Below are 18,069 nucleotides of genomic sequence, written 5' to 3' on the forward strand. Positions count from 1 at the left end.
CCTGGAAATAGCCCTCCGTGAGATCGTACCCTAAACCGACACAGGTGGACTGGTAGAGTATACCAAGGCGCTTGAGAGAACTACGTTGAAGGAACTCGGCAAAATGCCTCCGTAACTTCGGGAGAAGGAGGCCCCGTCCGTGGGCAACCATGGGCGGGGGGCACAGACCAGGGGGTAGCGACTGTTTACTAAAAACACAGGGCTCTGCGAAGCCGCAAGGCGACGTATAGGGTCTGACGCCTGCCCGGTGCCGGAAGGTTAAAAGGAGGTGTGCAAGCACTGAATTGAAGCCCCGGTAAACGGCGGCCGTAACTATAACGGTCCTAAGGTAGCGAAATTCCTTGTCGGGTAAGTTCCGACCTGCACGAATGGCGTAACGATTTCCCCGCTGTCTCCAACGTAGACTCAGCGAAATTGAATTCCCCGTGAAGATGCGGGGTTCCCGCGGTCAGACGGAAAGACCCCATGCACCTTTACTACAGCTTCACACTGGCGCCAGACATGTCATGTGCAGGATAGGTGGTAGGCTTTGAAGCGGGGACGCTAGTCCTCGTGGAGCCTCCCTTGAGATACCACCCTTGTCCTGTTTGGCGTCTAACCGCGGTCCGTCATCCGGATCCGGGACCCTGTGTGGCGGGTAGTTTGACTGGGGCGGTCGCCTCCCAAAGAGTAACGGAGGCGCGCGATGGTGGGCTCAGAACGGTCGGAAATCGTTCGCTGAGTGCAATGGCATAAGCCCGCCTGACTGCGAGACTGACAAGTCGAGCAGAGACGAAAGTCGGCCATAGTGATCCGGTGGTCCCGAGTGGAAGGGCCATCGCTCAACGGATAAAAGGTACGCTGGGGATAACAGGCTGATGATGCCCAAGAGTCCATATCGACGGCATCGTTTGGCACCTCGATGTCGGCTCATCTCATCCTGGGGCTGGAGCAGGTCCCAAGGGTATGGCTGTTCGCCATTTAAAGAGGTACGTGAGCTGGGTTTAGAACGTCGTGAGACAGTTCGGTCCCTATCTGCCGTGGGTGTAGGAGACTTGAGAGGAGCTGCCCCTAGTACGAGAGGACCGGGGTGGACGTACCACTGGTGGACCAGTTGTCCTGCCAAGGGCAGTGCTGGGTAGCTATGTACGGACAGGATAACCGCTGAAGGCATCTAAGCGGGAAGCCCCCCTCAAAACAAGGTCTCCCTATCAGGGCCGTGGAAGACCACCACGTCGATAGGCTGGAGATGTAAGTGCAGCAATGCATTCAGTTGACCAGTACTAATCGCCCGATTGGCTTGAACCGATCCGGTAGTCGCAAGACAACCGATCCCAACTCAGGTCAGATACACAAAGACTTGGAAAGACGCCCGAAAGGGCAAAAATGCGTCTCACTGTCCAGGCCCAAAAGGCCAGGACGGCCAGACCTTCCGAGGAGCCCGCCAAAACGGCTCCCCCGAAGGTCTGGTGGTCACAGCGCGAGGTAAACTCCCGATCCCTTCCCGAACTCGGCCGATAAGACCCGCCGCGCCAATGGTACTGCGTCTCAAGACGTGGGAGAGTAGGTCGCCGCCAGACCAATACATCCTCATTCCCTCTCCTCACGATACATCAAACACCGCGGGGTGGAGCAGCCCGGTAGCTCGTCAGGCTCATAACCTGAAGGCCGCAGGTTCAAATCCTGCCCCCGCAACCAGAAACACCGAACAAGCCGCACCCCACAGGGTAGCGGCTTTTTTGTTGGCCCACACGCCCAGCCAAAAGCTCCGCCAGGAACACCGAGCGCAAACCAATCACCCCGACGGACACAGGGGGGCGCCCGTGACCAGGAATGTTCATCCCCAAAAGCTGACGGACACAGGAATGTCCCTCTGAACTGGGTTCCTGATCGTCCACCGGAACAATCCGCGCGGACATCCACGTCACACCGCTGCCTTGGAGCTGTTCGAGGAAGGCGAACTGGCTCATGCGCCTTCCCGCGGGAGGTCGATTCTGTGTGCACGTTCCTCATCGCGCATGACATACCGGATCCGTCGCAGACCGGCACCGGCGCGGTTGGCCGGGGGGCGTGCCGCCGCCCTCACCCCCGGTACTTGAGCGCCTCCAGCACCAGCGAGAAGGCAGGTGTCGCCTGCCGGCGCGAGGGGTAGTAGAGGTGATAGCCGGGGAAGGGCGGGGCGTACTCCTCCAGCGCCACCTCGAGCTGGCCCGCCTCGATATGTCTGCGCACGTGGAAATCCGGGATGCAGCTGATGCCCCTGCCATCCAGGCTGGCCTGGAGGATGAGATCCATGTCGGTGCTGATCAGCTGCCCGTCCACCCGCACGTTCAGCGGCTTGCCGTCCTGCTCGAACTCCCAGGCATAGAGCCCGCCCAGCGTGGGCATGCGCAGGTTGATGCAGTTGTGATTCGTGAGGTCATGCGGCGTTTGCGGGCGGCCGTGGCGGCGGAAATATTCCGGCGAGGCCACGGCCAGCATCCGCATGTCGGGGCCGATCTTCACCGCGATCATGTCCTTCTCGATGCTCTCGCCCAGCCGCACACCGGCGTCGAACCGGTCGGTCACGATATTGGTCAACCGCTGGTCGACCGTGATTTCGATCTGCACATCGGGGTTGTCCGCCATCACGGGGGAGAGTTTCGGCCAGAGGATCTCCAAGGCGGCGTGGTGGGAGGAGTTCAGCCGCACCAGGCCCGCGGGCTTCGAGCGCAGCCGGTTGAGCGCCGCCAGGCGCGCGTCTATGTCGTCGAAGGCCGGGCGCAGGGTGTCGGCCAGCTGCTCGCCCGCCAGCGTGGGGGAGACATTGCGGGTGGTGCGGGTGAGCAGGCGGAGGTCCAGCCGCTCCTCCAGCCGCTTCACGACATGGCTGAGCGCGCTCTGCGACGTGCCCAGCCGGGCCGCGGCACGGGTGAAGCTGCGCTCCTCGCACACCGCGAGGAAGGCCATCAGGTCCGCGAGTTCTTCACGTTTCATTTATGTGAAATCCGCATGAGTTATGCATCAATGTAGCCGGAGACAGGTTAATTGGGAGCGGAGGCGCCGGGGTCAAGTCTCCGTGTCGCGGTGACCTGACGTCTCGGTGCGTCGGCCGCCCCCGACGGCGCCGCGTGACGCGACTCCGGACCGCCGGGCCCGGCCGAGGAGGACCTCACCCTCACCGCCCCGCGGGCGCAATCGAACTCCCCGGCCTGCGCTGTACCGCCCGGGGCATGGCGGCAGCGAACCGGTGAGGGGAGACACCGCGGCCCAGCGCGATGTCGTGCGGGCGTGCCCCTGGACCGCACTGGCCGCCGGACCTGCGACCAGTCTTCCGCGCCGATATCCCCGAACGCTGCGTTGACGCCTGGCCCCGCGGACCGCCGCCTTGGGAGGGGGGGCGCCCTCCCCCCGCACAAACCGCTCTCCCTGTCCTACCCGGTGATGCTAAGTCTCGGGGTGACCGGCGCCGCGCCGCCCGGTGCTGGTGGCCGGGGCGTAGCAACCCATTGAAAGGACGGGGCAATGATCCACGCGAAACCCTTCGACTATCCTTATGACGGCCGCCTTGACCCCGCCGTCACGGCGCTTGTCATCATCGACATGCAGCAGGATTTCCTGTCCACGGACGGCTATTTCGCCCGCCAGGGCTACGACCCCGCGCCGCTGCGGGCCATCCTGCCGGCCGTGACACGGCTGATCGGGGGCTGCCGCGCGGCCGGGATCCGGGTGATCCACACCCGGCAGGGATACCGCGCGGACCGGGCCGACATGACCGAATACGAGAAATGGCGCCGCCGCCAGTCCGGCATGGAGGGCTCGGACGTGCTGCTGCGCGGGAGCCCCGGCTTCGAGATCGTGCCGGAGATCGAGGTGCTGCCGCAGGACATCCTCGTCGACAAGACCTGCAACGGCGCCTTCACCCACACCGACCTGGAGCACGTGCTGCGCGCCCGGGGCGTCACCCACCTCATGCTGGGCGGATGCACCACGGATGTCTGCGTGCACAGCACCCTGCGCGAGGCCTGTGACCGCAACTTCCAGTGCCTCACCGTCTCGGATGCCTGCGCCAGCGGCGACGCCTATGCCCATGCCGCCGCGCTCCACATGGTCACGGTGGAATACGGCGTGTTCGGGGCGCTGGCGACGGTGGAGCAGGTGCTCGCCGGGCTCTCGGATCTCGCGCGGCCGGACCGGACGGCCTGAGCCCGGCGCGCCGGTCAGCCGGCCTCGTGCCGGGCGAGGAAGGCCTCCACGACGGCGAGGCACGAAGCCTTCTCCTCCACATGCGGCATGTGGCTGGAGTTGGGGAAGACATGCCCCTCGCAGCGCGGGATCAGGTCCAGGAAGGGCTGCACGCAGGCCTCCGTCGCCTCGTCATGGGCGCCGCGGAAGGCGAGGGTGGGGGCCAGCACCTCCGGCAGCCGGTCGACCACCGACCAGGATTTCATCGTGCCGATCACGTGGAATTCGGTGGGGCCGTTCATGGCGTGGTAGACGGTGGGGTCCGCGTCGATCGCGGCGAAGGTGCGGGCCACCTCCTCCGGCCAGGGGGTCAACCGGCACACGTGACGGTCATAGAAGACGCGGGTGGCGGCGAGATAGTCCGGGTGGTCGAGGGTGCCGGCGGCCTCGTGGCTGTCGAGCGCCCGTTGCACCTCCTCGGGGAGCTGCGCGCGCAGCTCCGCCGCGCCGGCGGACCACAGCGCCATCGAGGCCGGGGAATTCGCGATCACCAGCGCCTTCAGCCCGGCCGGGCGGCGCACCGCGTGTTCGGCGCCCAGCATGCCGCCCCAGGACTGGCCCAGCAATGCGTAACGGTCCCGGATGCCGAGATGGTCCAGCAGCGCGTCCAGCTCGCCGAGGAAGAAGGCCACGGTCCAGAACTCCGGCCCCTTCTCCGGCAGATGCGTGGAGTTGCCGTTGCCGATCTGGTCATAGTGGATGACCGGGCGGCCGGTGGCGGCCAGTTCGCGAAAACTGTCAACGTAATCATGCGTGCAGCCCGGCCCGCCATGCGCGACCACCAGCGGCAGCTTGCCGGACGCGAGGTCTCCGCACACGCGGTACCATGTCCGGTAACCCTGGTATGAGGAAAAGCCTTCGGTGGTGGGGATGTCGCTCATGTACCTGTCTCCTCGATCCGCGGCATGTCCGGCGGAGGCCGCGGCAAGGACGTTAGCAAAGCCCCCCTGCGGCCCGACAGCTAGGGAATCTTATAGGTTCGCGCCCGGGCCCGGCCGGAGGGGCGCCGGGCACAAACATGTTGATCCCTGAAATCACGCCCCTAACGTGCGAGGCTCAGTGATTTCGGGAGCATTCAGTGGCTTATCAAAAGATTCTTGCAGCACCGCGTGGCCAGGACTTCGATTTCCTCACCGCACTGTTCGTCAACGGACGCGATACCCGGGCGGACGACAATGTGATTGTCCTTCAGGGCTGGAGCGACCCGGGCCTGCGGGTTACCCTCCACGGAACCTATACATATGCCGGGGAAGATCTCACCGGCGGCACCATCACCAGCATGGTGTTCCAGGACGGCGGGCGTGTGTTCCAGGTCTGGGGCGGGCTCTCCGTCAACGCGGCCCAGGTCGCGCAGCTGATGGAGCAGACGGACCAGGGCGGTGACCTCTACCTGGTGCGCAACCTGTTCGAGGCCATCCGCCGCACGGTGGACGTGCGGGCCGGCGGGCTGGAGACGGAGGCCACCCCGGGTGTGCTGAGCGTCACCGGCAGCACGGACGACGACACCATCACCGGCAGGCCCGCGGCGGACGTGTTCTACGGCGGTGCGGGCAATGACACCCTCTCCGGGGAGGACGGCGCGAACCGGCTCTACGGCGGCGCGGGCGCCGACCAGATCTCCAGCGGCCTGGGCGCGGCGCGGCTCTTCGGCGGCACGGGGGATGACATGCTGGACGTCGGAGCCGGCGCAAGCCTCGTCTTCGGCGAGGGCGGCGACGATTTCATCTATGGCGGAGACTCGGTGGACCGGCTCTACGGCGGCGACGGCGCTGATTTCATTCATGGCGGCGGCAGCACCGACCTGATCTACGGCGGCGCCGGCAACGACGAGCTCTACAGCGGCGATTCCTCCTCCTCCGACGACTCCCGCATGTGGGGTGACGCGGGCAACGACTGGCTCGTGGGATACGCCGGCCGGGACACCCTGTTCGGCGGCATCGGAGGCGACACGCTGAACGGCGGCGGCGGCAACGACCTGCTCAACGGCGGCGCCCACAACGACGACCTGCAGGGCGAGGGCGGCGATGACCGGCTCTTCGGCGAGGACGGGAACGACCTGCTCAACGGCGGCGCGGGCACGAACGTGCTCTTCGGCGGCGAGGGGCGGGACAACCTGTCCACCGAAGGGGTGAACAGCCGGCTTTACGGCGGCGCGGGGAGGGACATCCTCTACGCCAACGAGGACGGAACCCGGCTCTACGGTGGCGGCGACGATGACAGGTTCACCGGCTATGGCGACGGCCAGCTTCTGCGCGGCGACGCCGGCAACGACATGTTCATCTCCCGCGGCGAGAACGCCACCCTCTATGGCGGAACCGGCGACGACATCATCACCGGCCTCGGCGACAACGCGCTGGTGGAACTGGATGCAGGCGACGACATCCTGCGCACCCTGGCGGACAACGGCACCATCTACGCGGGCTCCGGGGATGACCGCATCGGCTCCTATTTCGGCGGTGCGGACAGCCTCATCTTCGGCGGGGCCGGCAATGACCGGATCCGTGCCACGGGCGACGGGGTGCGCGTGAACGGCGGCAGCGGCGCGGACAACATCACCATCGACGCGGACACCGGCCGGGCGTCGGTGATCATCGGCGGCGCCGGCGGCGACACCCTGACCCTGCTCGGCGGCAACGGCACATCGAGCATCCTGCGTGCCGGCGGAGGCAATGACCGGGTCGAGGCGGAGGGCGCCATCGTCTACGGCGACGCGGGCAATGACACGATCACCGCCAAGGTCACCGACAGGGCGGGGTCCACCGTCTACGGCGGCGACGGCAACGACCGGATCTCCGTTTTCGGCTGGACGGAGGATGCCCGGTCGGCGGTGATCTACGGCGGTGACGGCAACGACACGTTCGAAACCGGTGCCGACACCTACCTCATCTATCGCGATGCCGGCGCCTTCGGCACCGACCGCATGCTGAACGGAGACACCGGCAGTATCTTCGGCTGGGGCGAGGAGGACGGCAACGGCGGCCAGATCCTCCACACCGCGGCCACAACGCATATCGTGCTCGACCTGGACACGGAGGCCGACATTCTCTGGCGCCCGTCGATCTACGGGTTCGTGGTGCGGGTGACGAACAGCGAAAGCGGTGCGCTGCTCGGCAACATCGTGGTCGACGACGTGGTGAACCAGGATTTCGACGCGCTGGACTATCTCGCCGGCTACCGGGCGATGGAACAGGCCATCGGCTACACGGCCCCGGACGACATCCTCTGACGCCGGGCCTGACGCGGCCGGGCCCCGGCGCTCAGGCGTCGGGCTCCAGCAGCCGGTAATGCGCGGCGCGGGCGATGGCCTGGAAGCGGTTGCGCGCGCCCAGTTTCCGGGTGGCGGAGTTCAGGTGCAGCGTCACCGTGGGCACGGAGCGGCTGAGCTCATGCGCGATCTGCTTGGTGGTGAGCCCGGCGGCGCACAGGCGCAGGCACTGGCGTTCGCGCGGGGTGAGGCGGATGTGCCGGCTGGTGCGGGTGGCGGCGTCGAACCCGGGGTAGACGGCATCGTGAAAGATCCGCCCCAGCTGGCCCACCGCGGCCAGAAGCTGCTCCGCATCGCCCGCGGCGGCCCGTTCCGGGTCCAGCCGGATGGCGGAGAAGGTGGCGAGCGCCCCGCCCTCGGCGCGGATGGGCACGGTGATGCCGCAGGTCATCCGCGTGTCGTGCAGGTAGGAGACCACCGGAGAGTGCTTTTCCGCCAGCACCTTGCGCATCACCGGGCTTTGCCGGCCGCCATGCGCCCAGGCGAAGGGGCGGCTCACCGCCAGCGAGGCCTCCATCACCGGGTCGATCTGGTAATACCCGCCGCGGCACCACAGGCCTTCCATGTCCTCCGGCGCATTGCACAGGCTGAGCACGGCGGGGGTGATGAATTCGCCCTCATGGCTCAGCGGCACCGGCGAGAAGTCATAGGTGGCGATGTCGAAGCCTTCCGGGCGCAGCAGCGCCAGCGCCACCTCCATGGCCGCGTCCACGGTCATGCCGGTGTGGAATTCGTGTTCATGGTCGGTGAGCGCGTGCAGCATTGCCAGATTTTATCCCCGCCAAGGTGCTTGTCAAATCGCCAGTCGGGGGGATCTGCGCGTTTCGCGGGCGAAACGGTGTCGATGTGTCCCCGCCCTGCCCATGTGGGCGGCAGTCCCGGCGAACCTATAAGAATCGATAGCTATACGAAAGCCCCGCCGGGCTCCTAGGCTCGGGGGAGTCGGGCCGCGGGCCCGGCTGTCCAACATCCGTCCGGCCGGGGCCCCGCTCCGCCGCGGCGCCATCCATGCGACTTTCAGGAGGGACACGGCCATGCGACCCAGAACGACCCTTGCCGCATTGATGTCGGGGATCGCCCTCGCGGGCCTCGCCGCCACGATGCCGGCCGGTGGCGCGCGCGCCGAAGCGGGCACGCCCGGCGGCACCCTGCGCCTGCTCGCCAAGGCGGCCTCGGGCACCATCGACCCGCACATCAACTACACGCTGCAGTATTTCCAGATCAACTACATGCTCTACGACGGGCTGGTGACCTTCCGGAAGGCGGGGGACGACACCGGCTTCGACGTGGTGGCCGACCTCGCCGAGGCGCTGCCGGAGCCGCAGAACGACGGCAAGACCTATGTCTTCAAGCTGCGCGAGGGCATCAAATTCTCCGACGGCACCGACCTCACGCCGGAGGACGTGCTCGCCTCCTTCCAGCGCATCTTCAAGGTCTCCGGCCCCACCTCCGGCACGTTCTACAACGGCATCGTGGGCGCGGACGCCTGCCTGGAAAGCCCGGCGGACTGCACGCTCGAGGGCGGCGTGGTCATCGATGACGCGGCGAACACCGTGACCATCAACCTCACCGCCCCGGACGGCGAGTTCCTGCAGAAGATCGCCATCCCGCATGCCGCGATCCTGCCGGCCGAAACCCCCGCCGAGGATGCAGGCACCACGCCCGTGCCCGGCACCGGCCCCTACATGATCGAGAGCTACAACCCGAATGAGCGGCTGCGCATGGTGCGCAACCCCCACTTCGAGGAGTGGAGCGCCGACGCCCAGCCCGCGGGCTACCCCGACGAGATCGACTATGATTTCGGCCTCACCGAGGAAGCCGCGGTGACCGCGATCCAGAACGGCCAGGCCGACTGGATGTTCGATCCGCCCCCGCCGGACCGCCTTGCCGAGATCGGCTCGCGCTATGCCTCCCAGGTGTCGCTGCACCCGCTGACGGCGATGTGGTACGCGCCGATGAACACCAACCTCGCGCCCTTCGACGATGTGCGCGTGCGCCAGGCGGTGAACTACGCCATCGACCGCTCGGCCATCGTGAAGCTGTTCGGCGGCGCGGCGCTGGCGCAGCCCGCCTGCCAGATCCTGCCGCCCGGCTTCCCCTCCTACGTGCCCTATTGCCCCTACACCGCGGGCGATACCGACACCTGGAGCGCGCCGGACATGGAGAAGGCCAGGGCGCTGGTGGCCGAGTCCGGCACCGCCGGCCAGGAAGTCACCATCGTGGCGGAGGACAACACCGTCTCCCGCGCCATCGGTGTCTACCTGCAGGGCGTGCTGAACGAGCTGGGCTACAAGACCTCGGTGCAGCCGATCTCGCAGAACATCCAGTTCACCTACATCCAGAACACCAACAACAAGGTGCAGATCTCCATCTCGCAGTGGTTCCAGGACTACCCGTCGCCCTCGAACTTCCTGCAGGTGCTCTTCGGCTGCGACAGCTTCACCCCCGGCTCCGACGCCTCGGTGAACATCTCCGGCTTCTGCGACGAGGCCATCGACGCGAAGATGGACGAGGCCGCCGCCCTCACCCTCACCGACCCCGAAAAGTCGGCCGCGATGTGGACCGAAGTGGACCACGCGGTGACGGATGCCGCGCCCGCCGCGGTGCTCTTCACCCCCAAGCGCGTCGATTTCGTGTCCAAGCGGGTGCAGAACTTCACCTTCTCCCCGCAGTTCTACTGGATCATGAGCCAGTCCTGGCTCCAGTGAGCCGGACCTGACACAAAGGCGGGCGGCGGCCCCCCGGGCAAAGGGGGGCCGCCGCCATGCCAGCCCTCCAGCCAGCGCCGAGAGATGACCGACACCACACCCCCCCTTCCCGAAAGAGCCCGTGCGGCCGAGGGCCCCTGGGCCACCGCCTGGCGCCGGCTGAAGCGTGACCGCGCGGCGCTCGCCGCCCTCGCCGTGCTGCTCGTCATCCTCGTGGCCTGCCTCGCGGCGCCGCTCTACGCCTCGTTCGTCTCCGGCACGAACCCGTTCGCGACCAATCTCAACGGCACCATCACCGTCGACGGCAAGAGCCGCGACGTGCTGGAAGCCTCCACCGAGGGGCTGGGCCTCGGCCTCACGCCCATCGGCCCCACCTGGCAGTTCGGCCCCTACATGCTGGGCGCCGACAACCAGGGACGCGACGTGGCCGCGCGCCTGCTCTACGGCGGGCGCAACTCGCTGTTCATCGCCGGCGCCGCGGCGGTGCTCTGTCTCGTGGTCGCCACCTTCGTGGGCGTGGTGGCGGGCTTCTTCGGCGGGCTGGTCGACACGGTGCTCTCCCGCATCCTCGACGTGCTCTGGGCCTTCCCCATCTTCCTGCTCGCCATCTCGCTCTCCATCGTGCTGATCTCCCAGCCGCTGCTGATCGGGCCGTTCGAGATCCGCTCCGGCTCGCTGGCGCTGCCCATCGTCATCATCGGGGTGGTCTACATCCCCTACGTGGCCCGCCCGATCCGCAACCACGTGATCACGCTGATGAAATCCGAGTTCGTCACCGCGGCCGTGGGGCTGGGCGCCTCGCCCTGGCGCATCCTGTGGGTGGATATCCTGCCCAATGTCGTCACCCGCATCATCGTCTTCGTGCCGCTGATGCTGGCGCTCAACATGATCATCGAGAGCGCGCTCTCCTTCCTCTCCATCGGCGTGCAGCCGCCCGACGCGAGCTGGGGCACCATCATCCAGGACGGCCAGGGCCTGCTCTATTCCCGCCCCGCCGTGGCACTGGCGCCGGGCATCGCCATCGCGGTCACCGTGCTGGCGCTCAACATCTTCGGCGACGGCGTGCGTGACGCGCTCGACCCGAAATCCACCGTGAGGATCGGCTGATGCTCTTCGCGCTTCTCGCCCGGCTGGGCCAGATGGTGCTGGTGATGTTCGGCATCTCCGTGGTCGCCTTCCTGATCTTCTTCGCCACCCCGGGGGCCGACCCCTCGGCCCGCATCGCCGGGCGCAACGCCAGCCAGGAAACCCTCCAGCAGGTGCGCCACGACTTCGGCCTCGACCGCCCGCTGCCGATGCAATACGCGCTGATGATGAAGCGGCTCTTCGTCACCCGCGACCTCACCTCCTTCGTGAACCGCGGGCAGAAGGTGATCCCCACGGTGATGAACGCCATCCCCATCACCCTGTCGCTGGTCTGCGGCGCGGCGGTGCTCTGGGTGCTGGGCGGGCTCGTCGTCGGCGTGGTGGCCGGCGCCACGCGGGGCAGCTACGTGGACCGCGGGCTGATGATGCTCGGCCTCGCCGGCATCTCCATGCCGGTGTTCTGGCTGGGCGAGGTGGCGAACCTCGTCACCCAGTCGCGCTGGCATGACACATGGGCCTTCTCCTGGGTGCCCGCCCTCGGCTACGTGCCGCTGTCGGAGGACCCCTGGGGCTGGTTCAAGGCCCTCGTCATCCCCTGGACCGTGCTCGCCACCCTTTATGTCGGCCTCTACGGACGGGTGCTGCGCGCCTCGCTCATCGAGATGATGCAGGAGGATTTCATCCGCACCGCCCGCGCCAAGGGCATCGGCGAGGCCCGGGTGCTGCTGCACCACGGGCTGCGCACCTCGCTGGTGGCCTTCGTGACCATGTTCGGCCTCGACTTCGGCGCCCTCGTGGGCGGCGGCGCGCTGCTCACCGAGGTGGTGTTCGGCCTGCAGGGGGTGGGCAAGCTCACCTATGACGCGCTGCAGACCCTCGACCTGCCGATGATCCTCGCCACGGTGATCTACGCCTCCTTCTTCGTGGTGATGGCGAATTTCGTCGTCGACATCCTGCATGCCATTCTCGACCCGAGGGCCCGCGATGCCCGCTGAACCGCTGCTCGAGGTCTCCGGCCTCACCGTATCCTTCCGCACCGAGGACGGGCTGGTGGAGGCCGTGCGCGGAATCTCCTTCGCCGTCGCCCCCGGCGAGATCATGGGGCTGGTGGGCGAGAGCGGCTCCGGCAAGAGCCAGACCCTGCTCGCCCTCATGGGGCTCATCACCAGCCCCAATGCCGTGCTGACGGGCTCCGTGCGCTTCCGCGGGCAGGAGCTGGTGGGCCTCGGCCGCCGCGCGCTGGACCGCATCCGCGGCCGCGACATGGCGATGATCTTCCAGGACCCGATGACCGCCCTCACCCCGGTGCACACCATCGGCGCCCAGATCGTGGAGCAGATCCGCGCGCATGAGCGCATCTCGCCCCGCGCCGCCCGGGCGCGGGCGGTGGAACTGATCTCCGCCGTCGGCATCCCCGCCCCGGCCGACGTGGCCGGGCGCTACCCGCACCAGCTCTCGGGCGGCATGCGCCAGCGCGCGGTGATCGCCATGGCGCTGTCCTGCAACCCCGCGCTGCTGATCGCGGATGAGCCCACCACCGCGCTTGACGTCACCGTGCAGGCCCAGATCCTCGAGCTCATCGGCCGGCTGCGCGACGAGTTCGGCTCCGCCGTCATCCTCGTCACCCATGATCTCGGCGTGGTGGCCGAGATCGCCGACACGGTGCGGGTGATGTATGCCGGCAAGGTGGTGGAGGAGGGCACGAAGCGCGCGCTCTTCACCGCGCCGCAGCACCCCTATGCCTGGGGGCTCTTCGCCTCCATCCCGCCGCTGGAGGGCGCGCGGCCGGCCCGGCTCTCGGCCATTCCGGGCGCGCCGCCGCGCCTCTCCGCCCTGCCGGCGGGCTGCGCCTTCCGCCCGCGCTGCGCCCATGCCCATGCCGCCTGCACCGCCATGCCGGCGCTCACCGGCGAGGGCGGCCACCGCGCCGCCTGCGCGCTGAGCCCCGCGCACCGGGCCGAACTTCTCGCCGCCGGGGAGGCCCGCTCATGACCGCCGTTCCGCTGCTGCGCGCCACCGACCTGTCGAAGACCTACCGCGTGGGCCGGTCGCTGCTGCCCGCCCGCCGCCGCGCCGTGCAGGCGGTGAGCGAGGTCTCGCTCGAGGTGATGCCGGGCGAGACCCTCGGCATCGTGGGCGAGAGCGGCTGCGGGAAATCCTCCCTCGGCCGCTGCCTGATGAGGTTGCAGGACATCACCTCCGGCCGGCTGGAGTTCGAGGGCCGGGACATCACCCGCGCCTCGGCCGCGCGCATGCGCCCGCTGCGCCGCGAGATGCAGATGGTCTTCCAGGACCCCGCCGCCTCGCTCAACCCGCGCCGCCGGGTGGGCGACCTGCTGTCCGACCCGTTCCGCATCCACGCCGCCTGCGACCGCGCCGAGATCCCGGATCGCGTCGCCGCCCTGCTGCGCCGGGTGGACCTGCTGCCCGAGCACGCGATGCGCTTCCCGCACGAGTTCTCCGGTGGCCAGAAACAGCGCATCGGCATCGCCCGCGCCCTGGCGCTGCGCCCGAAGCTGGTGGTGGCGGACGAGCCGGTCTCCGCCCTCGATGTCTCCATCCAGGCGCAGATCGTCAACCTGCTCGCCGACCTGCGCGAGGAACTTGGCCTCACCTACATCTTCATCGCCCACGACCTCTCGGTGGTGCGGCAGATCTCCAACCGCGTGGCGGTGATGTATCTCGGCTCGGTGGTGGAGACCGGGCCGGTGGACCAGGTGTTCGCCGCCCCGCGCCACCCCTACACCGCCGCGCTGCGCTCCGCCGTGCCGGTGCCGAAGGTGGATGTGCCGCGCCCCGCGCGCACCATCCTCACCGGCGACCTGCCGAGCCCGATGAACCCGCCCTCCGGCTGCCGCTTCCACACCCGCTGCCCGCGCGCCACCGCCCTGTGCAAGGCCGAGCGGCCGGCGATGCTGCCCGACGGGCGCGGCGCCGCCGTGGCCTGCCACCACCCGCTGGAAGGCTGAGGCACTCCGCCTGCTGGCAGGGCCGATAGGGGATGCAGCGGGCGGAGCGGCAGGGCCGGTGATACCACCCGGCATCGGAACGCTCCGCGCCTGCCTCAGACCGGTGCCGGCGCGCGCGCCGGGTGCGCCGGATCTCGCGGACTCGCTCGCCGCCAGCCCGGCCCCGCGCAGCACGGCCAAGCAGGAGGGCTCTCCGGCGTCGGAGACCGCCGGAGAACGGGCTGCGGTCCGCCCCGGTCGCGCTGCGGCTTCCGGCCCGGCGTGCGCTGGTGTCCGATGCTCACATGCCAGACTTGCGCCGATCTGCGAACGCCACATGGCCGCGGCGTGCCCTCGACATCGCCACCGGCCCCTGCCGGGCCGGGGCCGTGTCTGCCCCGGCGAACATGACGCGGATGCCGGCCGTGAGGACCGGAGCGCGGAGGCCGTCTCAGCATACGGCTCGCCGCACAGCCGGGCCGGGCGGTGTCAGGTGAACAGCGCCTCGATGCTGCGCAGCGAGAAGGCGATGAAACCGATCAGGCTGGCTGTCATGCGCCGCCGCTCCCGCAGCGGCTCCGGCGCCCGGCCGGCGGACCTGCGGGCCGGGGAACCACGGCGCAAGCTGGCAAGTTGGTCGCAACAGGCAGAAAGTTTCGCGCAAGCACCCGCCGTTGGTGTATTGTTAACTCCATGCGCCAATAGATTGCGGGATGTGGCATAGTCCTGTCGGGAATCGAGCCGCTTGCGCGCTCCGGGGGGAGCAGACAGGCGGAGCAGTACGGATTACGGGGGAAGTCATCTGTGCGTGAAATAACCTATGGGAGGGTGGAAGCCCGCCGAACGTGCCCTGTTCTCGGGGAACATGGCACCGCCTTCGGGAATGCGGACGACAAGCTGTTCGCGCTGCGCAACCGGCCATTTCCCGGCCGCCCGGGCGGCACCGGGATACGGGACTGGACGGACCCGGTGGCCGAGGCCTGGGCCCGGGTCGGCCGGGTTGCCGTGCCGGTGGTGATCGGGCGCGCGCCCGCTTCGGACGCCACGACCAGTGCCTTCGAGGCTCCGCTGGACGCGGAGGAGGCGGAAGAGGCGGAGGACATGGCCCCGGAGGGGGCTGACGCGCAGGACTGATCCGCCGGAGGCAGGCGCCGGCGCGGGGGATATCAGCCCCAGAGCGCGGCGGCGGCCAGCGCCCAGAGCCACATGCCCACGCCGAACGCGGCATGGTTCGAGAGTTGAACGCTGCGCACCAGCATCGGCCGCGGCGCGCGCGAGGCGGCGATGCCGGCCCCCATGCAGGGCGCCATCACCAGCCAGCCGGCCAGCACGGTGATGAGCCCGAAGGCCAGCGCGGGCCAGAGGGTCGGCGCCCGGCCCCAGTCCGCGCCGCACAGGGCGAGCAGGATGAGCCCGTAGGCAATGCCGATCACGTAATGCATCGTCCAGCCCAGGGCCGTCTCCCCCGGAATGCTTTCCGCCGCCGCGATGCTGTCATGCCGGAAGCGGCCGCGCGGCATGTGGGCGAACCAGCGGCCCCCCAGCGTCCAGTTCGCGCCGGGCAGGCCGAGAAGCCCGGCGATAACGAAGCGCACCCAGAGGTCGAAGACCAGCGTCGCGCCTGCGCCGATCAGAAGGCCCTTGAAGAGAAATTCCACGGAAATCGTCCTTTGCCAGTGCGCACGCACTCAGGAATAGGGGTCCAGCGCGTCACGGATGCCGTCGCCGACGAAGTTGTAGGCCAGCACCACCAGCATCACCGGCGCCAGCGGCCAGAGCACCCAGGGGGCCACGGTGATGGAGCCCTGCCCCATCTGCAGCGCATCGTTGAGCATCAGGCCCCAGCTCACCGCCGGCGGCCGCAGCCCGAGCCCGAGGAAGCTCAGCGCCGTCTCGCCCAGGATCATCGAGGGGATGGAGAGGGTGGCGGTCGCGACCAGGTGGCTCATGAAGTTCGGCATCATGTGCGCCCCGATCACCCGTGTGGTGGAGGCCCCCATCAGCTCGGCGGCGCGCACGTATTCCTCCTCGCGCAGGGCGAGGAACTTGGAGCGCACCGCGCGCGCCAGGCCCGGCCAGTCCAGCAGGCCCAGGATGATCGAGATCACGAAGAACACCGCCACCGGCCCCCAGCTTGCCGGCACCGCGGCCGAGAGCGCCAGCCAGATCGGCAGTTCGGGCAGCGAGCGGATGATCTCGATCACCCGCTGCACGCAGGCATCCACCCAGCCGCCGAAATACCCCGCCACGCCGCCGACGATCATCCCGATGGCGAAGGAGATCGCCACGCCGATCAACCCCACGGTGAGGCTGAGGCGCGCGCCGTGCATCAGCCGGCTGAGCAGGTCGCGGCCCAGCCTGTCCGTGCCCAGGATGTAGAGCGTGCCGCCCTCCGGCGGGCAGACCAGGTGGTTGTCGCTGGTCCACAGGCCGAGGAAACTGTAGCCGGTTCCGCAGCTTGCGAACCAGCGCACCGGCTGCGGGGTGTCGTATTCCGGCTTGTAGATGCGTTGCAGGGTGGAGAGGTCCAGGGCCTCGGTGCTCGGGTAGCTCACCAGCAGCCCGCCGTCGAACAGGCCGAGGGGCTGGGGCGGGGCGAGCAGGTGGTTGTCGTCGCGGGCCGCCGGCTCGTAGGGGGCGAGAAAGTCCACGAAGGGCAGGGCGAGGTAGATCACCAGCAGGAACAGGCCCGAGACCACCGCCAGCCGGTGGCGCAGGAAGCGGCGCCAGACCAGCAGCCAGGTGGCGGCGTCGAGGTCATGGCGCTCGATGACCTGCCGCTCCGCGTCCGGGTCATGCCCGCCGGGGGCGACGTAGTGGGCGTCCGGGTCCATCATTTGCCGCGCCCCGCGAAGCGGATGCGCGGGTCGAGCAGCGCCAGCAGGATATCGGAAATCAGCATGCCGACCAGGGTGAGCGCGGAGACGAACAGCAGGATGAAGCCGGAGAGGAAATAGTCCTGGCTCTTGAGCGACTGCAGCAGGATCGGCCCGATGGTCTGCAGCCCCATCACCACGGACACCAGCACCGAGCCGGAAACCAGTTGCGGCAGCATGTTGCCCAGGTCGGAGACGAACGGGTTCAGCGCCATGCGCAGCGGGTACTTGATCACCGCGCGGGTGGGCGAGAGCCCCTTCGCCGCGGCGGTGACGACATAGGGTTTGCCCAGCTCGTCCAGCAGGTTGGCGCGCAGCCGGCGCACCATGGCGGCCATGCCGGAGGTGCCGATCACGATCACCGGCACCACCATGTGCGCGGCGATGTCGGCCAGCTTGTCCAGGCTCATCGGCGCGCCGGCGAATTCCCGGCTCATCATGCCGCCCACCGGCAGGCCGAACCATTCCGACCCCTTGCTGTAGAGCACGAGCGCCAGCAGGAAGTTCGGCGTGGCCAGCCCGATGTAGCCGATGAAGGTGGCGAGATAGTCGATCAGCGTGTTGGCCCGCACCGCCGCCAGCGCCCCCAGCGGCAGCGCCACCAGGTAGACGAAGATGATGGTGGTGAGGTTCAGCACGATGGTCATCCACATCGCGTCCAGCACGATGTCCGACACCGGCCGGTCCAGCTCGAAGGACCAGCCGAGGTTGCCCTGCAGCAGCCCCTCGAAGCCCAGCGGCCCCGGCCAGGCGCCGAGCCAGATCAGGTACTGTTTCCAGATCGGCTCATCGAGCGCGTATTGCGCGGCGAGGAATTTCGCCCGCGCCACGGAGGAGGATTCCCCCGAGGCCATGAGCTCGTTGATCCGGTTCGACAGGATGTCGCCGGGCGGCAGGTTCACGATGATGAAGACCAGCGCCGACACCACGGCGAGGGTCCAGATCATTGTCAGGCATCGGCGCAGGATGTATCGGGCCATGGA

16 protein-coding genes, 1 tRNA gene and 2 rRNA genes (1 of these 19 cut by a window edge) are annotated in these 18,069 nt (G+C 68.3%); 11 read left to right on the forward strand and 8 right to left on the reverse strand.

The features are described 5' to 3' along the window. From FDP22_RS06035 to FDP22_RS06045, 3 genes are all read left to right on the forward strand, one after another. Positions 1-1,287 (forward strand): 23S ribosomal RNA (locus FDP22_RS06035); it begins 1,532 nt to the left of the window's first position. Between the two features lie 157 nt (positions 1,288-1,444). Continuing rightward, positions 1,445-1,559 (forward strand): 5S ribosomal RNA (rrf, locus tag FDP22_RS06040). Positions 1,560-1,600: 41 nt separating this feature from the next. Continuing rightward, positions 1,601-1,677: transfer RNA gene (locus FDP22_RS06045), tRNA-Met, on the forward strand. On the opposite strand, the gene FDP22_RS06050 is transcribed toward FDP22_RS06045, so the two are convergent. Beyond that, the gene (locus FDP22_RS06050) at positions 1,656-1,949 is read right to left on the reverse strand and encodes a hypothetical protein (protein ID WP_138577893.1); all 294 of its coding nucleotides are present in this window, start codon (positions 1,947-1,949) and stop codon (positions 1,656-1,658) included. The two genes, FDP22_RS06045 and FDP22_RS06050, sit on opposite strands and share 22 nt — an antisense overlap. A gap of 112 nt (positions 1,950-2,061) precedes the next feature. Continuing rightward, positions 2,062-2,955, reverse strand: a complete 894-nt coding sequence (locus tag FDP22_RS06055) for a LysR family transcriptional regulator (protein WP_138577891.1) — start codon at positions 2,953-2,955, stop codon at positions 2,062-2,064. Between the two features lie 528 nt (positions 2,956-3,483). On the opposite strand from FDP22_RS06055, the gene FDP22_RS06060 reads away from it, so the two are divergent. Further along, complete coding sequence (locus FDP22_RS06060; RefSeq protein ID WP_138577889.1) at positions 3,484-4,164, forward strand: cysteine hydrolase family protein; 681 nt, start codon at positions 3,484-3,486, stop codon at positions 4,162-4,164. A 14-nt stretch (positions 4,165-4,178) separates the two neighbouring features. On the opposite strand, the gene FDP22_RS06065 is transcribed toward FDP22_RS06060, so the two are convergent. Next, on the reverse strand, positions 4,179-5,084 hold the full coding sequence (locus tag FDP22_RS06065; protein ID WP_138577887.1) for a proline iminopeptidase-family hydrolase: 906 nt from the start codon (positions 5,082-5,084) through the stop codon (positions 4,179-4,181). 197 nt (positions 5,085-5,281) lie between these two features. On the opposite strand from FDP22_RS06065, the gene FDP22_RS06070 reads away from it, so the two are divergent. Continuing rightward, positions 5,282-7,429 carry a calcium-binding protein gene (locus tag FDP22_RS06070; protein WP_138577885.1) on the forward strand — a complete coding sequence of 716 codons (2,148 nt, stop codon included), beginning with the start codon at positions 5,282-5,284 and terminating at the stop codon, positions 7,427-7,429. 31 nt (positions 7,430-7,460) lie between these two features. Here FDP22_RS06070 and FDP22_RS06075 read toward each other — a convergent pair whose 3' ends face one another. Next, positions 7,461-8,231 carry a helix-turn-helix transcriptional regulator gene (locus FDP22_RS06075; RefSeq protein WP_138577883.1) on the reverse strand — a complete coding sequence of 257 codons (771 nt, stop codon included), beginning with the start codon at positions 8,229-8,231 and terminating at the stop codon, positions 7,461-7,463. A 271-nt stretch (positions 8,232-8,502) separates the two neighbouring features. Between FDP22_RS06075 and FDP22_RS06080 the strand changes: the two genes are divergently transcribed. From FDP22_RS06080 to FDP22_RS06100, 5 genes are all read left to right on the forward strand, one after another. Continuing rightward, positions 8,503-10,176 (forward strand): ABC transporter substrate-binding protein, encoded by a 1,674-nt coding sequence (locus tag FDP22_RS06080; protein ID WP_138577881.1) that lies wholly within the window; start codon positions 8,503-8,505, stop codon positions 10,174-10,176. Positions 10,177-10,260: 84 nt separating this feature from the next. Continuing rightward, the gene (locus FDP22_RS06085) at positions 10,261-11,283 is read left to right on the forward strand and encodes an ABC transporter permease (protein WP_138577879.1); all 1,023 of its coding nucleotides are present in this window, start codon (positions 10,261-10,263) and stop codon (positions 11,281-11,283) included. Further along, positions 11,283-12,257, forward strand: a complete 975-nt coding sequence (locus FDP22_RS06090; RefSeq protein ID WP_138577877.1) for an ABC transporter permease — start codon at positions 11,283-11,285, stop codon at positions 12,255-12,257. The genes FDP22_RS06085 and FDP22_RS06090 overlap by 1 nt, the downstream gene beginning before the upstream one ends. Further along, positions 12,247-13,254 carry an ABC transporter ATP-binding protein gene (locus tag FDP22_RS06095; protein WP_138577875.1) on the forward strand — a complete coding sequence of 336 codons (1,008 nt, stop codon included), beginning with the start codon at positions 12,247-12,249 and terminating at the stop codon, positions 13,252-13,254. Before FDP22_RS06090 ends, FDP22_RS06095 begins: the two co-directional genes overlap by 11 nt. Next, a complete protein-coding gene (locus FDP22_RS06100) occupies positions 13,251-14,231 on the forward strand; it encodes an ABC transporter ATP-binding protein (RefSeq protein ID WP_138577873.1) in 981 nt (326 codons plus the stop codon). Before FDP22_RS06095 ends, FDP22_RS06100 begins: the two co-directional genes overlap by 4 nt. Positions 14,232-14,699: 468 nt before the next feature. Here the strand turns inward: FDP22_RS06100 and FDP22_RS25125 are convergent, their stop codons facing one another. Next, a complete protein-coding gene (locus tag FDP22_RS25125; RefSeq protein ID WP_277884146.1) occupies positions 14,700-14,834 on the reverse strand; it encodes a hypothetical protein in 135 nt (44 codons plus the stop codon). Positions 14,835-15,038: 204 nt separating this feature from the next. Here FDP22_RS25125 and FDP22_RS06105 point away from each other — a divergent pair, with 204 nt between their 5' ends. Continuing rightward, positions 15,039-15,344, forward strand: a complete 306-nt coding sequence (locus FDP22_RS06105; protein ID WP_170317604.1) for a hypothetical protein — start codon at positions 15,039-15,041, stop codon at positions 15,342-15,344. Between the two features lie 32 nt (positions 15,345-15,376). Here FDP22_RS06105 and FDP22_RS06110 read toward each other — a convergent pair whose 3' ends face one another. The 3 genes from FDP22_RS06110 to FDP22_RS06120 are packed head-to-tail and all read right to left on the reverse strand — an operon-like array spanning position 15,377 to position 18,033. Further along, positions 15,377-15,868: a DUF2938 family protein gene (locus FDP22_RS06110; protein ID WP_138577869.1), complete on the reverse strand. Its 492-nt coding sequence runs from the start codon at positions 15,866-15,868 to the stop codon at positions 15,377-15,379. 30 nt (positions 15,869-15,898) lie between these two features. Then, positions 15,899-17,047, reverse strand: a complete 1,149-nt coding sequence (locus FDP22_RS06115) for an ABC transporter permease (RefSeq protein WP_138577867.1) — start codon at positions 17,045-17,047, stop codon at positions 15,899-15,901. After that, the gene (locus tag FDP22_RS06120) at positions 17,044-18,033 is read right to left on the reverse strand and encodes an ABC transporter permease (protein ID WP_239031881.1); all 990 of its coding nucleotides are present in this window, start codon (positions 18,031-18,033) and stop codon (positions 17,044-17,046) included. The genes FDP22_RS06115 and FDP22_RS06120 overlap by 4 nt, the downstream gene beginning before the upstream one ends. Positions 18,034-18,069: the final 36 nt, after the last annotated feature.

The sequence above is a fragment of the Paroceanicella profunda genome, assembly GCF_005887635.2.
GTDB classification, from domain to species: Bacteria; Pseudomonadota; Alphaproteobacteria; order Rhodobacterales; family Rhodobacteraceae; genus Paroceanicella; species Paroceanicella profunda.

Excerpts from the sequence above, each read along its gene's own strand:
- FDP22_RS06050 (WP_138577893.1), bottom strand. The coding sequence starts at position 1,949 with ATGAGCCAGTTCGCCTTCCTCGAACAGCTCCAAGGCAGCGGTGTGACG.
- FDP22_RS06055 (WP_138577891.1), bottom strand. The coding sequence starts at position 2,955 with ATGAAACGTGAAGAACTCGCGGACCTGATGGCCTTCCTCGCGGTGTGC.
- FDP22_RS06060 (WP_138577889.1), top strand. The coding sequence starts at position 3,484 with ATGATCCACGCGAAACCCTTCGACTATCCTTATGACGGCCGCCTTGAC.
- FDP22_RS06065 (WP_138577887.1), bottom strand. The coding sequence starts at position 5,084 with ATGAGCGACATCCCCACCACCGAAGGCTTTTCCTCATACCAGGGTTAC.
- FDP22_RS06075 (WP_138577883.1), bottom strand. The coding sequence starts at position 8,231 with ATGCTGCACGCGCTCACCGACCATGAACACGAATTCCACACCGGCATG.
- FDP22_RS06080 (WP_138577881.1), top strand. The coding sequence starts at position 8,503 with ATGCGACCCAGAACGACCCTTGCCGCATTGATGTCGGGGATCGCCCTC.
- FDP22_RS06085 (WP_138577879.1), top strand. The coding sequence starts at position 10,261 with ATGACCGACACCACACCCCCCCTTCCCGAAAGAGCCCGTGCGGCCGAG.
- FDP22_RS06090 (WP_138577877.1), top strand. The coding sequence starts at position 11,283 with ATGCTCTTCGCGCTTCTCGCCCGGCTGGGCCAGATGGTGCTGGTGATG.
- FDP22_RS06095 (WP_138577875.1), top strand. The coding sequence starts at position 12,247 with ATGCCCGCTGAACCGCTGCTCGAGGTCTCCGGCCTCACCGTATCCTTC.
- FDP22_RS06100 (WP_138577873.1), top strand. The coding sequence starts at position 13,251 with ATGACCGCCGTTCCGCTGCTGCGCGCCACCGACCTGTCGAAGACCTAC.
- FDP22_RS06115 (WP_138577867.1), bottom strand. The coding sequence starts at position 17,047 with ATGATGGACCCGGACGCCCACTACGTCGCCCCCGGCGGGCATGACCCG.
- FDP22_RS06120 (WP_239031881.1), bottom strand. The coding sequence starts at position 18,033 with ATGATCTGGACCCTCGCCGTGGTGTCGGCGCTGGTCTTCATCATCGTG.